The sequence below is a fragment of the Microbacterium sp. 8M genome (assembly GCF_902506375.1).
In the GTDB taxonomy this organism is placed as follows: Bacteria; Actinomycetota; Actinomycetes; order Actinomycetales; family Microbacteriaceae; genus Microbacterium.
This window is the reverse complement of the sequence record NZ_LR733284.1, coordinates 2,740,869-2,755,589: the sequence shown is the minus strand read 5'-3', so window position 1 is coordinate 2,755,589 and position 14,721 is coordinate 2,740,869. Positions and strand designations below refer to the sequence as shown.

15 protein-coding genes are annotated in these 14,721 nt (G+C 67.9%); 11 read left to right on the top strand and 4 right to left on the bottom strand.

All coding sequences use genetic code 11. From position 1 onward, the window contains the following. The first annotated feature begins 32 nt into the window (after positions 1-32). From AERO9AM_RS13125 to AERO9AM_RS13100, 6 genes are all read left to right on the top strand, one after another. Complete coding sequence (locus AERO9AM_RS13125; RefSeq protein WP_159576535.1) at positions 33-1,076, top strand: zinc-binding dehydrogenase; 1,044 nt, start codon at positions 33-35, stop codon at positions 1,074-1,076. 286 nt (positions 1,077-1,362) lie between these two features. Beyond that, positions 1,363-2,586, top strand: coding sequence for a branched-chain amino acid ABC transporter substrate-binding protein (locus AERO9AM_RS13120; RefSeq protein WP_159576534.1), 1,224 nt, complete (start codon positions 1,363-1,365; stop codon positions 2,584-2,586). A 96-nt stretch (positions 2,587-2,682) separates the two neighbouring features. Continuing rightward, the gene (locus tag AERO9AM_RS13115) at positions 2,683-3,699 is read left to right on the top strand and encodes a branched-chain amino acid ABC transporter permease (protein WP_159576533.1); all 1,017 of its coding nucleotides are present in this window, start codon (positions 2,683-2,685) and stop codon (positions 3,697-3,699) included. Next, positions 3,696-4,901, top strand: a complete 1,206-nt coding sequence (locus AERO9AM_RS13110) for a branched-chain amino acid ABC transporter permease (RefSeq protein ID WP_159576532.1) — start codon at positions 3,696-3,698, stop codon at positions 4,899-4,901. The genes AERO9AM_RS13115 and AERO9AM_RS13110 overlap by 4 nt, the downstream gene beginning before the upstream one ends. Then, complete coding sequence (locus tag AERO9AM_RS13105; RefSeq protein WP_159576531.1) at positions 4,898-5,821, top strand: ABC transporter ATP-binding protein; 924 nt, start codon at positions 4,898-4,900, stop codon at positions 5,819-5,821. Before AERO9AM_RS13110 ends, AERO9AM_RS13105 begins: the two co-directional genes overlap by 4 nt. Further along, on the top strand, positions 5,808-6,521 hold the full coding sequence (locus tag AERO9AM_RS13100; RefSeq protein WP_159576530.1) for an ABC transporter ATP-binding protein: 714 nt from the start codon (positions 5,808-5,810) through the stop codon (positions 6,519-6,521). Before AERO9AM_RS13105 ends, AERO9AM_RS13100 begins: the two co-directional genes overlap by 14 nt. Positions 6,522-6,600: 79 nt before the next feature. On the opposite strand, the gene AERO9AM_RS17590 is transcribed toward AERO9AM_RS13100, so the two are convergent. Both AERO9AM_RS17590 and AERO9AM_RS17585 read right to left on the bottom strand, forming a co-directional pair. Next, positions 6,601-6,726 carry a hypothetical protein gene (locus AERO9AM_RS17590; RefSeq protein ID WP_268892372.1) on the bottom strand — a complete coding sequence of 42 codons (126 nt, stop codon included), beginning with the start codon at positions 6,724-6,726 and terminating at the stop codon, positions 6,601-6,603. 16 nt (positions 6,727-6,742) lie between these two features. Further along, a complete protein-coding gene (locus AERO9AM_RS17585) occupies positions 6,743-6,877 on the bottom strand; it encodes a hypothetical protein (protein ID WP_268892371.1) in 135 nt (44 codons plus the stop codon). Between the two features lie 36 nt (positions 6,878-6,913). Here AERO9AM_RS17585 and AERO9AM_RS13095 point away from each other — a divergent pair, with 36 nt between their 5' ends. Both AERO9AM_RS13095 and pth read left to right on the top strand, forming a co-directional pair. Beyond that, a complete protein-coding gene (locus tag AERO9AM_RS13095) occupies positions 6,914-7,537 on the top strand; it encodes a 50S ribosomal protein L25/general stress protein Ctc (RefSeq protein ID WP_159577544.1) in 624 nt (207 codons plus the stop codon). A 93-nt stretch (positions 7,538-7,630) separates the two neighbouring features. After that, positions 7,631-8,212, top strand: coding sequence for an aminoacyl-tRNA hydrolase (gene pth / locus AERO9AM_RS13090; protein WP_159576529.1), 582 nt, complete (start codon positions 7,631-7,633; stop codon positions 8,210-8,212). Positions 8,213-8,270: 58 nt separating this feature from the next. Here the strand turns inward: pth and AERO9AM_RS13085 are convergent, their stop codons facing one another. Further along, entirely contained in the window at positions 8,271-8,867 is a 597-nt protein-coding gene (locus AERO9AM_RS13085; RefSeq protein ID WP_159576528.1) for a hypothetical protein, read from the bottom strand. Positions 8,868-9,254: 387 nt separating this feature from the next. On the opposite strand from AERO9AM_RS13085, the gene AERO9AM_RS13080 reads away from it, so the two are divergent. The 3 genes from AERO9AM_RS13080 to AERO9AM_RS13070 all read left to right on the top strand — a co-directional run bounded on the left by AERO9AM_RS13080 (position 9,255) and on the right by AERO9AM_RS13070 (position 13,024). Further along, positions 9,255-10,571 (top strand): HNH endonuclease signature motif containing protein, encoded by a 1,317-nt coding sequence (locus tag AERO9AM_RS13080; protein WP_159576527.1) that lies wholly within the window; start codon positions 9,255-9,257, stop codon positions 10,569-10,571. Between the two features lie 71 nt (positions 10,572-10,642). Continuing rightward, positions 10,643-11,911, top strand: coding sequence for a hypothetical protein (locus AERO9AM_RS13075; protein WP_159576526.1), 1,269 nt, complete (start codon positions 10,643-10,645; stop codon positions 11,909-11,911). A gap of 336 nt (positions 11,912-12,247) precedes the next feature. After that, entirely contained in the window at positions 12,248-13,024 is a 777-nt protein-coding gene (locus AERO9AM_RS13070) for a rolling circle replication-associated protein (RefSeq protein WP_159576525.1), read from the top strand. Positions 13,025-13,195: 171 nt separating this feature from the next. On the opposite strand, the gene AERO9AM_RS13065 is transcribed toward AERO9AM_RS13070, so the two are convergent. Next, on the bottom strand, positions 13,196-14,593 hold the full coding sequence (locus AERO9AM_RS13065) for a recombinase family protein (protein ID WP_159576524.1): 1,398 nt from the start codon (positions 14,591-14,593) through the stop codon (positions 13,196-13,198). Between the last annotated feature and the right edge of the window lie 128 nt (positions 14,594-14,721).

The window sequence follows — 14,721 nt, the reverse complement described above, 5'->3', positions numbered from 1 at the left end:
GTCGCGGCGGAGAAGAGAGAGGACACCGACGCATGGGCAACACGGCCGTGGTCGCGCACGCCGCAGAGGATCTGCGCGTGGAGGACATCCCGGAGCCGACCCCGCAGCACGACGAGGCGATCGTCCAGATCGCCTACGGCGGCATCTGCGGCTCCGATCTGCACTATTGGCAGCACGGCGCCGCCGGAGCCTCGGTGCTGCGCGAGCCCATGGTGCTGGGCCACGAGGTGTGCGGCACGGTGCTCGTCGCGGCCGCCGACGGATCAGGGCCCGCCGCCGGCGTCGACGTCGCGGTGCACCCGCTCACGCCGCACGGCGACGGGGTCACGCCGTGGCCGCGGGATCGGCCGAACCTGGCGCCCGCGTCGACGTACCTCGGCTCGGCGCTGCACCTGCCGCACACGCAGGGCGCGTTCGCGCGGCGCGTCAGCCTCCCGGCACGGATGCTCCGCACGCTTCCGGCCGGGCTCGACCTGCGCACCGCCGCGCTCGCCGAGCCGGCCGCCGTGGCCTGGCACGGGCTGGCTCAGGCCGGCGACGTGCGCGGCGCGTCGGTCGCCGTGATCGGGGGAGGGCCGATCGGGCAGCTCGTCGCCGCCGCGGCGCAGCACCACGGCGCGCGCTCCGTCGTGCTCACCGACCTCCAGGAGCTCCCGCTGGCGCTCGCCGCGCGGCGCGGGGTGCACGCGGTGGACGCCCGCGACGCCGACGCCATCGCCGGGCTGCACGCGGACGTCGTGGTCGAATCCAGCGGCACGGTTCCCGGACTGGCCTCCGCGGTCTCCGCCGCGGGCCGAGGGGGCACCGTGGTCATGCTGGGCCTGCAGCGCGCGGGGGAGGTCCCCGCGCCCCTGGCGACGGCGATCACGCGCGAGCTGCGCCTGGTGGGCTCGTTCCGCTTCGGCGACGAGCTCGACGAGGTGATCGCCGCGCTCGCGGCCGGATCCCTCGACGTCACGGGCATCGTCACCCACGCCTTCCGCGTCGAAGACGCCGGCGAGGCCTTCCGCGTCGCGGCGGATCCGGGCGCTTCGTCCAAGGTGCTGCTGGACTTCACGGAACGGCCTGCAGGCTGAGCTGCAAGGGCGGCATCCAGCGGACTCGGCGCTGCGCGGCGCGCCGGCACGACGGCCCGCCATCGGCGCTGCGCGCGTCGGGCGCGCCGCGGATCCAATATGTCGTGCCCGAGAACAACGTGTAACGATCCGAATACCCGTTCGGCCTCAGGGAGCGAAAAACTGGACGCCGTCGGACTAGTGTCGTTCGCGGAGCGCGTGCAAAGAGGTACGCTCACCACACCCTTGATGACATCGACGTTCGCAAGGAGCGGTCGATGACCCGAATCGGAAGGCAATCACAAAAATGATGCGAAAGAAGGCCCTCACAGCGGGCGTCGCGGCGGCAGCGGCACTGCTTCTGCTCGCAGGTTGCGCGAACAAGGCCGGCAGCCCGAGCAGCACGAGCGGCGGCGGCGGGATCGACGTTCCGGCGGTCACCTCGGTCGACACCCCGAAGGACGCGGTCCTCCCGGCGGGCGACGGCAAGGGCAAGTGCGCGCCGACCACCACGATCGCCTACATCGGAGCAGAGACCGGCGCGAACGCCCAGCTCGGCATCAACATCTTCAACGGTGTGCAGCTCGCGATCGACCAGCACAACAAGGCCAACCCCGACTGCCAGGTGCAGTTCAAGAAGTTCGACACCGAGGGCACGCCGGACAAGGCGACCGGCCCGGTGACCCAGGCCGTCGGCGAGGCCGACATCGTGGGCGTCATCGGCCTTCCGTTCTCCGGCGAGTCGAAGGCGACCGGCAACATCTTCGAGCAGCAGGGCCTCGTGCACCTGACGCCGTCGGCCACCAACCCCGGCCTGACCAAGAACGGCTGGACGACCTTCTTCCGCGCCCTCGGCAACGACTCGCAGCAGGGCCCCGCGGCGGCGAAGTTCGTCACCGACACCCTGAAGGCCAAGAAGGTCTACCTGGTCCAGGACGACTCCGACTACGGCATCGGCCTCGGCACCGCGACCAGCGACGCGCTGGGCAAGGCCCTCGTCGGCACCGACAAGGTCACCACCGGCCAGAAGGACTTCTCGGCCACGATCTCGAAGATCCTCAACGCCAAGCCCGACGCCGTCTACTACGCCGGCTACTACGCGGAGGGCGCGCCGTTCGACCAGCAGCTCGTCGCCAAGGGCTACAAGGGCGCCTTCGTGGGCCCCGACGGCGTGAAGGACGACCAGTTCATCAAGCTCGCCGGTGACGCGTCCAAGAACGCCTACTTCACCTGCCCCTGCATCCCGGGTGAGCTGCTGACCGACTTCGCGAAGCAGTACCAGGAGGCGTCCAACGCCGCTCCGGGCACCTACTCCATCGAGGGCTACGACGCGGCCACCGTGCTGCTGGCGGGCATCGACGCGGGCAAGCAGACCCGCGCCGACCTCAAGGACTGGGTGAAGAACTACGACAAGGACGGACTGAGCAAGCACTACAAGTGGGACTCCACGGGTGAGCTGCAGGCCCCCGCGGTGTACGGCTACAAGGTCGACAACGGCAAGATCGTCTACGTCGGACCGATCGGTCAGTGATCCACGAGCCCCGCGACGCGAACGCAGCGTCGCGGGGCTCTCTTCCTCTGCTCTCTCCGGGCGCCACGAGCGCCCCCCTTGTGGAAGCGAACCCGAATGCTGGATCTCCTCGCTCAGTCCGTCGTGCACGCGGACAACTCCTGGATCAACTTCGACGTCAATGCGCTCTTCCAGAACTTCTGGAGTGCGACATTCGACGGCCTGACCTTCGGGGCCGTGTACGGCCTCATCGCGGTCGGCTACACGCTCGTGTACGGCGTGCTCAGCCTGATCAACTTCGCGCACTCCGAGGTCTTCATCGTGGGTGCGTACGGCGTGGTCGTCACGCTGACCACGCTCGGCTTCGGTCCGAGCGCCCCGACGATCGGGCCGGCCGAGATCATCATGGATCTGCTGCTGGCGCTCATCGTCGGCATGCTCGCCTCCGCCGTGACGGCGTTCCTGGTGGAGCGCGTCGCATACAGACCGCTGCGCAAACGCAACGCGCCACGGCTGGCGTTTCTGATCACGGCGATCGGCGTGTCGTTCGCGATCCAGTACATCATCTTCCTGCCGTTCGTCGGCGGCGCGAATGCGCAGCCCGCCGTGACGATGTTCATCCCGGATCCGGTGTTCGACGTCTTCGGGACGATCATCACGAACCAGCAGATCATCATCGTGGTGGCCGCGATCCTGCTGATGGTCGGGACCGACATCTTCATCCGCCGCAGCCGCACCGGGCGCGGGATCCGCGCCGTGGCTCAGGACCCGGACACCGCCACGCTGATGGGCGTCTCGAAGGAGCGCACCATCGTGATCACGTTCATCATCGGCGGTCTGCTCGCCGGTGCGGCCGCCCTGTTCTACGTGATGCTGGTGCCGTCCGGCGTCATCTACAACGGCGGATTCATCCTCGGCGTCAAGGCTTTCGCCGCGGCGGTCCTGGGTGGCATCGGCAACGTCCGCGGGGCGCTGCTCGGCGGCATCCTGCTGGGCATCGTCGGCAACTACGGGCAGATCCTGCTCGGCGACGCCCAGTGGGCCGACGTCGTCGCCTTCGTCATCCTCGTCCTCGTCCTGCTGGTCCGCCCGACCGGCATCCTGGGCACCACGCTCGGAAGGAGCAAGGCATGAGCACCTCCGCTGACGGGCCGCGCCCGCTGCCCACGGCCGAGTCGGCCCGCGAGACGATCGAGACCGAGTCCGTCGCCACCGCGCGCCGGGGTCCGTTCCGCGGTCTCCGCGGGCGCTGGAACGAGCTGTCGCGTCCTGTGCAATGGGCGTGGATGCTGCCCGTGGTCGCGATCGCGTACGCGCTGCCGTACCTGGACTTCTTCCCGATCAGCACCTCGCCGGGCACCAACTGGTCCATCGCGTTGTTCTCGATGGCCGTCTACGCCCTGGTGGCGGTCGGCCTGAACGTCGTGGTCGGCTACGCCGGCCTCCTCGACCTCGGCTACGTGGCCTTCTTCGCCGTGGGGCAGTACACGGCGGCGATGTTCACCAGCCCCGACTCGCCCTACCTGAAGATCCCGTATCTGTGGACGCTGCCGGCGGCCATGGTCGTCGCAATGGTCTTCGGCGTCGTGCTGGGTGTTCCCACCCTGCGGCTGCGCGGCGACTACCTCGCGATCGTCACGCTCGGATTCGGTGAGATCGTGCGCATCCTCGCCACGATCATCCCCGCGATGAAGGGACAGGTCGGCTTCCAGAACATCGGCCGCCCGCCGGGGGAGACCGCGTCCGGCGTCCCGGTCTTCGCGAACTCCAACGGCGTGCCCTGGTACTGGTTGACCATCACCATCCTGATCATCGTGCTGCTCCTGGTGGGCAACCTGGAGCGCTCGCGGGTCGGCCGCGCGTTCATCGCGATCCGCGAGGACGAGGACGCCGCCGAGACGATGGGCGTGCCCACCTTCAAGTACAAGGTGTGGGCGTTCGCGATCGGCGCCAGTGTCGGCGGCCTCTCCGGCGCGCTGATGGCGGGTCAGATCGGCTTCGTGAACAATCAGAAGTTCGACGTGCAGACCTCGATCCTGTTCCTCGCCGCCGTGGTCCTGGGCGGCACGGGGAACAAGGTCGGTGCGATCCTCGGTGGCGCGATCGTCGCCTACATCCCGCTGCGGTTCACGGCGATCGCCGAGTACAAGTACCTGATCTTCGGCGTCGCCCTGGTGATCCTGATGATCTACCGCGCGCAGGGTCTGATCCCCGCGAAGATGCGTCTCATGGCGTACTCACGGAAGGCGCTGGAGTGGGTGGCGCCGCCGAAGCAGCCGCGGGGTTCCGAACCGCCGCGAACCACCACGCCGAGCACTGAGGGAGGTGCGTCATGACCGATGCGAACGAGAACCGCGTTCCTCAGGACGCGGCTCCGGAGGAGCCCGTGACCTCGGGCGCGGAGCCGGACATCGTGCCCGGGCAGGATCCGCCGCTCGTCGAGGGCGCGGAGTCCGAGCGCGAGATCGACGTCGCGGTCGGGGAGAAGCTCGTCGAAGTGAAGAACCTGACGATCAAGTTCGGCGGCCTCACAGCCCTGGACGATGTCTCGTTCGACATCAAGCGCGGCGAGATCCTCGGCCTGATCGGCCCGAACGGCGCCGGCAAGACGACGTGCTTCAACGCGATGACGGGCGTGTACCGGCCGACCAGCGGCGACGTGCTGCTGGAGGGCCAGTCGGTGAAGGGGCGCAAGCAGCACCAGATCACCCGGCTCGGGTTCGCCCGCACGTTCCAGAACATCCGTCTCTTCGGCGAGATGAGTGCGCTGGAGAACGTCGTCGTGGGTCTGGACGCGCGGCACCGCACCTCGGTCCCCGGCGCGCTGCTCCGGCTGCCCCGGCACGTGCGCGAGGAGAAGAGCTCGGTGGACCGGGCGATGGCGCTCCTCGACTTCGTCGGCATCGCGCAGCACGCTCAGAAGCGGTCGCGCGATCTGTCCTACGGGTCGCAGCGCCGCCTCGAGATCGCCCGCGCCCTCGCGACGGATCCGAAGCTGCTGTGCCTGGACGAGCCGGCCGCCGGGTTCAACCCCGCGGAGAAGGAGGACCTGATGGCGCTCATCCGGTCCATCCGCGACGAGGGGTACACCGTCCTGCTCATCGAGCACGACATGAAGCTCGTGATGGGCGTCACCGACCGCATCGTGGTGCTCGAGTTCGGCAAGAAGATCGCCGACGACGTGCCCGCGGTCATCCGTGACGACCCGCGCGTGATCGCCGCCTACCTGGGAGTGCCTGAAGATGACGTTGCTTGAACTGAAGGACGTCTCCGTCCACTACGGGCGGATCAAGGCGATCCACGACATCTCCTTCTCGGTGGAGGAGGGCGAGATCGTCTCGCTGATCGGCGCGAACGGCGCGGGCAAGACGACCACCATGCGCACGATCTCGGGCCTGCTGCAGCCGTCCAGCGGGTCCATCCTGTTCGACGGCCAGGACATCACCAAGATGAAGGCGCACCTGCGCGTCGTCAAGGGGATCTCGCAGTCGCCCGAGGGCCGCGGAATCTTCCCGGGCATGACGGTGCTGGAGAACCTGGACATGGGCACGTTCGGCTTGAAGAACAAGTCCGGGGTCGCCGAGTCGTACGAGCGCGTGTTCTCGCTGTTCCCGCGGCTGGACGAGCGCAAGAAGCAGCTCGGCGGGACGATGTCCGGCGGCGAGCAGCAGATGCTCGCCATCGGGCGCGCGCTGATGTCGCAGCCGCGCGTGCTGCTGCTGGACGAGCCCTCGATGGGACTCGCGCCGCAGTTCATCCGGCAGATCTTCAAGATCATCACGGAGATCAATGCGCAGGGCACGACCGTGCTGCTCGTGGAGCAGAACGCGAATCAGGCTCTCGCGAGAGCACACCGCGCGTTCGTGCTGGAGACCGGGGCGATCACCCGCACCGGAACCGGCAAGGAGCTGCTCGCCGACCCGGCCGTCAAAGAGGCTTACCTCGGCGTCGGCTGAACCCGAGCGGATCGGATCCGCGCACACACGAGAAGAACCGCGTCCTCCGGAAGGGCGGCGCGGTTCTTCCTGGAGACGGTCAGTCCTTGCGGTAGCCGGAACGGCCCATGGAGAACAGGGCGCCGAACGTGAGCACGGTCGCGGCGATCGCCATGAGGCCGATCAGCCAGGCGATCCCCTCGGAGATGTAAGCGGCATCGAACATGGTCCACAGCCTATCGTCAGAACGCCGCGCCGAACTCGGGTAGCATGGTGTGGTCCTCGGCGAGGGATGGCGCCTGCGTGCGCGCATCCGTGATCGACGCGGTGAGCTCTGGCTCTCCTTCCGTCGTGTCGAGACGACGAACCCAGACCACCGCACGGCACCTGAGCCGCGTGTGAACGAGGAGAACATCATGACCGAAGACAACAAGGTTGTCGCCGAGCTCCGCACCAGCTTCGGCAAGGGCTTCGCCCGCCGTCTGCGCGCCGCGGGCCAGATCCCGGCCGTCATCTACGGCCACGGCACCGAGCCGGTGCACGTCGCCCTGCCGGGCCACCAGGTCGCCCTGCTCGTGCGCCGCGCCAACGCGCTGCTCGAGCTGGACATCGCCGGCAAGAGCCAGCTCGCCCTGGTGAAGGACGTGCAGAAGGACCCGGTGCACCAGATCATCGAGCACATCGACCTGCTCGTCGTGAAGAAGGGCGAGAAGGTCGCCGTCGAGCTCCCCGTCGTCCTCGTCGGCGAGCCGTTCGCCGGCACCATCGCCAACCTCGACGCGACCCACCTGTCGGTCGAGGCCGAGGCGACCCACATCCCGGAGCACGTAGAGGTCTCCGTCGAGGGCCTCGAGGACGGCGCGCGCATCACGGCCGCCGACGTGACCCTGCCCAAGGGCGTCTCGCTGGTCGCCGACCCGGAGACGCTCGTCGTCGCCGTCTCCGTCCCCGCTGCGGCGATCGCCGCCGAGGAGGAGATCGCGGCTGCCGATGAGGCCGTCGCCGAGGCACAGTCCGAGGAGGCCGCCGCGGAGTGATCCTGCGGTCCTAGAACTCCGGGAAGGGGGCGCGACTGGTTCGCGCCCCCTTCTTGTCTCTCTTCTTTCTTCGTGATCCGGGAGGATGGATCCATGGCGCAGACGTGGCTGGTGGTGGGACTCGGCAACCCGGGTCCGAGGTACGCCGCGACCCGGCACAACGTCGGGCAGATGGTGGTCGACGAACTGGCCTCCCGCCGCGGCGAGGCGTTCCGCGAGCACAAGGCCGGCGCCCGGGTCGTCGAGACCTGGGTGCGCCCGGGCGGCGACAAGCTCGTGCTGGCCAAGCCCAACAGCTTCATGAACGTCTCGGGTGCGCCGGTCGGCGCCCTCGCGCGCTTCTACTCCGTAGATCCGGAGCGGATCGTGCTCGTGCACGACGAGCTCGACATCCCGTTCGACACGATCAAGCTCAAGGTCGGCGGCGGCCACGGCGGCCACAACGGCATCCGCGACGTCGCCCGGGTGCTGACCACGCCCGACTTCCCGCGGGTGCGGGTGGGCATCGGCCGCCCGCCGGGCCGGCAGGATCCCGCCGACTGGGTGCTCGCGCCGTTCGGCGCCGCGGAGCGCCCGAACCTTCCGATCCTCATCTCCGACGCGGCGGACGCCGTGGAGCAGCTCGTCGAGGAGGGGCTGCTCGCAGCGCAGCAGAAGCACCACGCGCCGCGCTGAGCCTGCGGGTGTCGCCGGCCCGCGCGGGGCGACGCCTCACCGCGTCGTTCCTCGCGGTTCAGCGGGTGGTCGAGGCGACGCCCAGCGCGATCGCCAGAACGACGTACGCGACGAAGAAGAACACGAGCGGCCCGAGCGCCGCGATGATCACGGCCGCGATGCCGGATCCGCGGCCGCGACGGCGAGCGATGGCGACGATGCCCTGCACGAGCGCCCAGATGCCCAGCGCGCTCGCGACCCACGCCGTGATCTCCCACCACAGCACCAGGTCGCGCACCGGGGTGAACGCCGAGAGGTCCTCGGCGGCGAGCTGCCTCTCGAGATCCGTGAGGCTGGTGCCGGAACCGGCGCCGTAGCCGATCTGCCAGGCGAGGACCGCGCTGACGAGCGTGAGCAGGACGGTGGCGACCAGGGCGAGGACCAGCGCGACGCGGCCGATCGCGGCGCCGCCCCGGCGGGCGGCGGGAGCGGGGAACGGCGCAGCGTACCCGCCGGCAGGCCCGGCGAACGCGCCGGGCGGCGCCTGCGGCGGCTGCGCGTTCTGCTGCGGCGAGTACGGCGCCGGCGGGACCGGGGGAACGGCGTACCCGCCTGGCGCGGCCGGGGGAGCCGTGTATCCCGGCGGAACGGGGCGGGGCTGCTGCGGATCGGTCACGCGTTCATCCTAGGCGCGGGCTCCGACGGAGCGATCGGTCGCGGCATATGTGCGTCATCTCAACCGGCTGCCCGCCTGTCGATCCCTGAGCTTGTGGAAGAGACATGAACCGGGTGTCGTGGTCTTCTCCCGGTGCCTGCTCCAGGCCGGCCGATCGTCGGTCCCTGAGCTAGTCGAAGGGACATCACGGTCCTCCCACGCGGGCCTTGATGCGAGTGTGCCGATCCGTGGGTGGCCGTCGATCGTCCTCCACAGGCGAGTATCTGAACGAGTTGTGCACAGGTTGCGTTTTTAGCGCTGATCTGGTGTTCGAATGTCGGTGGCCACGGGTTGAATGGGGGTATGACATCGACCACGACACGGGTTCTCGAGCAGCTGGACGGGCTGGTGGAGGAGCTGTGCGCGTCGTCGGAAATGTCGGCGTGCTTCGACGGGCTGACGGGTTCGGAGCTGGTGTCGGCGTTGCAGGCGGCCGGGGCTGTGCGGCGCCGGTTGGATGCGGTGGTCACGGGGTTGGTGGGGCAGGTCGAGGACCGGGACCGGCGCCTTTCCGCCGAACGCGTCTCCTCGACGGTGGGCTGCCGAGACGTGACCGAACTGCTGCGACGTTCCCTGCGCACCGACATGGGCACCGCGCGACAGTTCGTGCGGGCGGCCCGGGTGACGCATCGGGATGTGGTGCTGTCCACGGGTGACCTGCTGCCGGCCCGCTACCCCGCCATGGCCGAGGCGTTGCGGGACGGGGTCGTGTCGGTTCCGGGCCTGTTGGCCGCGATCGGGCCGGTGGAGCGGGCGGGGAACCGGATCCGCTCCGAGGAGCGGGAAGCGGTGGACGGGCTGCTCGCCGCGACCGCGCATGGGGAGGACCTGCCGGACGAGCATGGTCGTCCGGGTCCTGCGCCGTCGACGGACGAGCTGGCGGAGTACGCCCGGGCGATCATGCTCGCGTTGGACCCGGATGGTGCCGAACCCGACGACGCGAAAGCCGACCGCAACCGGTCCTTCTGGATGGGACCCCTCCGCGGCGGAGTCCACCCCATCGGTGGTGGGCTGATCCCCGAGGTCGCCGGGCTGCTGCAACGGCTGCTGGACGGGTTGAACAACCCCGCGGCGGGCCGATCGCCCGACCTTGGATCCGACACGGTGAATCCCGGCAGCGACGCGGATCGCCCGGAACGTTCCCCGAATGTCGGCGGTGTACGCTTCGAACCTGACGGCGACCCGGACGGTGAGGATCCGGGCGGGATCGACGGCCTGCCGGTCCCGGAGGATCGCCGGACCCGCACCCAACGCGACCACGACAACCTCGCCATGATCCTCACCGCCGCCGCGTCTGGCGGTGTCCCCGACCTGGGTGGTGCCGCCCCGACGCTCGTGGTGTCGGTCACGGCGGAGGCATACGCGTCCGGACACGGGCGGGCGTTCATCGAAGGCACCGGCGATGACGTCCCCCTGTCTGTAGCGCACCACGCCGCCTGCGCCGGTGGGATCCAGCGGGTGCTGTTCGACGAGCGCGGACAGATCGTGTCCATCGGGACCACCGCGCGGATCTTCACCGCCCTGCAGCGCCGCGCCATCCAGCTCCGCGACCGGGAATGCATCATCCCCGGCTGCCACGTCCCCGCCACCTGGTGCGAGATCCACCACGTCCAGGAATGGGCGGACGGCGGCCCCACCCACACCAGCAACGTCGCAAGTCGTTAATACACCTGTTGCGCTCTCTGGTCCGCACTTCTCGGATCTGTAGCATTGCCATAGCTGCGGAGGGAGCAACCTTGACTGATATATCAGCGACATCGAAGAGCCCAGGAGAAGTCGAGCTCGTCGAGAGTGGAAAACGCGCGATTCAGGCCGCAGACTCGATTTCCGATGAACCTATCGATTGCTACTTCGGAAGGTTCGGCACCTTCTTCTTGGACGTGGGACACTCCAAGAAGTCCAGGCGGGTCTTCCATGAGGAAATCGTCCAGGCGATCCGTTCGGATAGCCGGGTCACAGAGGTTGCTGATTCAGAGTTCAAGGCCGTCTGGACTCGAACCTGGACCTCGTTCCCCCCGGGAGCAGACTCGAATCGAGACCAGCTACTCAGCGGTTCAGACCACTTTCACCCCCTCGAATTGTCAGAACCTGTGGCCTTCGCCGTGCACGTTCCGATCAAGAATCAACCCGTCATCCTTGACGCTGATGACGTCCCAACGGATCAATACTGGGCGGTCTGGGACGGGCTCACTCTGGTGGTCATCTGGAAAAGACAACCCGAATCGCGCCGTCCTCCAAGATCCGCCGGGCACGTGGTCGAGGAGATCATTCGCGCAGCCGCTGAACGAACAGGCGCCCGCCTGGTCGTTCAAGCATGCAGTCCCGGATGCACGAATATGTTCGCGCACCGCAGTCTGCGCATCGACCAGTTTCGTGAGCAGGATGGCCCTTCAATGAAACTGGAGGGTTCCCACCCGAGAGTCGTGAGCGTTCGTCTCCATCGAGATGGCGAGCCCATGAATGTGGCGACGACTCTCTATGAGCGGATCGAGGACCCTTGCGGACACTTTGCGCGCCTAAAGAACTTGTCACGCCGGATCATTGACATTGAGGGAGATTTACGACAGCTGGTAGACGAACTGCTGGCAATGGACTACGCGAGGCTGGCACGCAGCAAGAAAGGTTGGAGGGCACGAGCGAGTTACCAATTGCACGCGGCATGGCACTGGTTCCGTGGGGAAGGTGCGGGTCGCGAAACTCAGGAACTCATCGGATCTATCTGGATAGCTATGGCGCGGATCGAACGACTGCGCCGAGATTGGCTGCAACAACAGCGAAGATTCTCTGATGCCGCAACGCTCTATGGACGGCAGGTTTTGTTCGACATCGATCGCATCGATGACGAGGTTGCCGTTTCTGCGATGGACACGGGCTTCGCGAAGGCGGCCGTGGAGCACAAATCAGCAAGGCGCGATAGCAAGGTGATCGTGTGGGCCACTGTGGGCGGTGGCGTCGCCGGTGGTGCGGTTGCGTTGTTGGCGGCGGCGCTCTCGAGCGCCGCATAGCGGCGCTCTTGACTTGAATCTGCAACATAACTCGGGGTCGCGACTGCGGCGTCGTCGGCAAGGAATCGCGGAGCGATTCCGCGGCAGGCGCGCCGCAGCGCGGCGCCTGTGCGGTCGCTGTGAGCTTGCCTTCCTCGAATGACACGCCTGTGATTCGCTGGCTATCCTGCTGGTGAACGGTGGCTGGAACTCACACAGAGTAAGAACTCAAGCGCTTCGGCATCTAACAAGCCTCACAACGCAGACAAACAACGCAGGCCTCCACAGCCGGGCCAACCCTGACATGACAAGTGGGCCGTTCGCGTCTCTGTCGTGCTGTCTGTGTGAGGTCTCTCGATGGTGTCCGAACTGTCCCCGGCTTCCTGGTCGTTGGCTCGTCCCGATGCAGGTTGGTCGTTCACTCTTGTCCCTGCTGCCGGTGAGGGCGGCGGCTCGTTCCGCTCGTCTCTCCGACGTGTTCCCGAGTACGTGGCTCGCGGTGAGGCGTCCGATCCCGACCGCGCGGCCGCGGAAGCAGCGCGGCGTGCTCGCTCGAAACTGCGCCGATACTGCGCCGCGAATGTGCTGAACCGGCTTGGGACCCTCACCTATCGCGGTGAAGGGAACCACGATTCGGCGCTAGTACGGGACCATCTGGGCGCGTTCTTCCGTGATCTACGGGCGTCGCTCGGTGGGGACCCGTTCCCGTATGCGTGGGTGCCGGAGTGGCACAAGACCGGCCACGGGCTGCACGCGCATTTCGCAGTGGGCCGGTTCATCAAGCGCCACATGATCGAGGCAGCGTGGCCGCACGGGTTCATCTCGATCAAACTGCTCGGGAACTTGCCGGTCGGATCAACGAAGCTGTCCGAGGCGCGAATCGCGGGCGGGTATCTCGCGAAATACGTCGCGAAGTCGTTCGCTGACCCGGTGGGCCGGGAGCTCGGCTCGCACCGGTACGACGTCGCGGAGGGATTCCAACCTGAACGGGTCCGGTTCACCGGCCCCAGCCGGGATGCGGTGCTCGAGCAGGCGTCCGCGCATTTGGGGTCTGCTCCGGGTGTGGTGTGGGATTCGGCAGCGTTGGAGCAGTGGCAGGGCCCGCCGACGGTCTGGGCACAGTGGGGGCGATGATGGCTGCGGTCGATCCGCTCGCTGTCGCCGCATGGGTGGCGCGGACCTGTCAGACGCAGGGGGTGCCGGTGTTCGTGTCTGACCCGGGCGTGCTGTCCCAGGTGCGGAGGGTGGTAGGAGCCGGCGGGCCGGGAGCGGGGCCCCGCAGGGGCGCGCGCGGGCCGGCGGCTCCTACACCGCCCACACCGGGATGATCCGGTCGGGATAGAACCGGCCAAGACGCTCCGCGGGCTGGATCGTGGCGTAGTCGAGCACGGCGCGGATGATCGTGTGTTGGCGCTCCAAGTTCATGGTCGCCCACCCGGCGCGCAGCGCATCACCTTGGCCGATGATCTGCGCCAGCGCATGGCCCCCAGGGACTCTGGCGAGCTGCTGATCCACCATCGTGAGCTGTCGCTCCAACGGATCCCGTGCAGCCTTCCACTCCAAGCGTGAGACCTCTCCTTCAGAGAACATCTCGCTCAACTCCACCATCCGCGCCTGCAGCTTCTCTCGCTCAGCGGTGAGTTCCGCATGTCGAGTGTCTTGCGCCTGCTGGCCGGTGAGCACAGCTTCCATGTCAGCCGTATCGAGCCGGTACAGCACGGCAGCGGTGAGCCATTCCTCCACCGGCGGCGCAGCGACCGTAACCCCGCCGCACCCTCGATGATCCGGCCCCGACATGCACACATAGCGGCGTTCATCGCCGCGGGCGGAGGAGAACAGCTTCCCGCCGCACTTCCCGCACCGCAGCATCCCCGACAACAGGTAACGGCGCGGGGCTCGTCGTCCAGCCGCCTTCTTCGTCACCGCGACGGCGAGGATTCGGTCGCGGTCCTCAACGCTGATGATCGGATCCCACATCGCCTTGCCGACGACCTCACCCAGATGCGAGCGCAAGCCCGCGATCCGTGCACTGTGCAGCAGGTTCCGGACCGTGGTGGATCGCCACGCGGCCCCGCTGGACGTGGGAACGCCGCGGTCCTCCAGGTCCGTGGCGATCGACCGCGTCGACTCCCCACTGATGTACCGATCAGCCATCTCTTGCACGATCTGTGCCTCTGTTGGGTTGATCGTGATCTTGTCAGCCTCGTACCCGAACGGACGATTCGCGCCACCGCCCGGCCTGCCCTGCTCGGCGTTCTGCCGCGCCTTGCGCCGCAACCGCTCCGACTTGCGGCCGGACTCCTTCGCCGCGAACGCCGCGAAGATGCGCGCGGTGAACAAGCCATCGTCCGTGCCGAGGTCCACGTCTGTGGTGACGGTCGCGACCTGATGTACCCCTGCCGCCTTGCAGACCTGCGCGAACTGCTCCAACTCGATTGGACGGCGCGTGAGCCGGTCCATGTTGTACACGATCACCGCGTCCCGCAGCCCGTCTCGTACATCCGCAAGCATCCGCTCATACTCCGGGCGGACCTTGCCCGAGAACGCGGACACGTCGTTGTCGACATACTCCGCCCCTACCGTCCACCCGCGATCCGCGGCAAGCTTGCGGCAATCCTCCAACTGCCGCTGCACACCGAGCGCGAGGCCGGTCGGGTCGGACGAGATCCGCGCGTACACCGCCGCCGAACGAGGCTTCTCCATGACGGTCATATTACGAACTCACCACCAACGGCGTCGCCCTCTGCTGGCACCACCACCGCACGCTCGACACCTCCGGCTGGGAAGTCCGGATGCGACACGGAGTCCCCGAAATCCGAGGCCCGGCATGG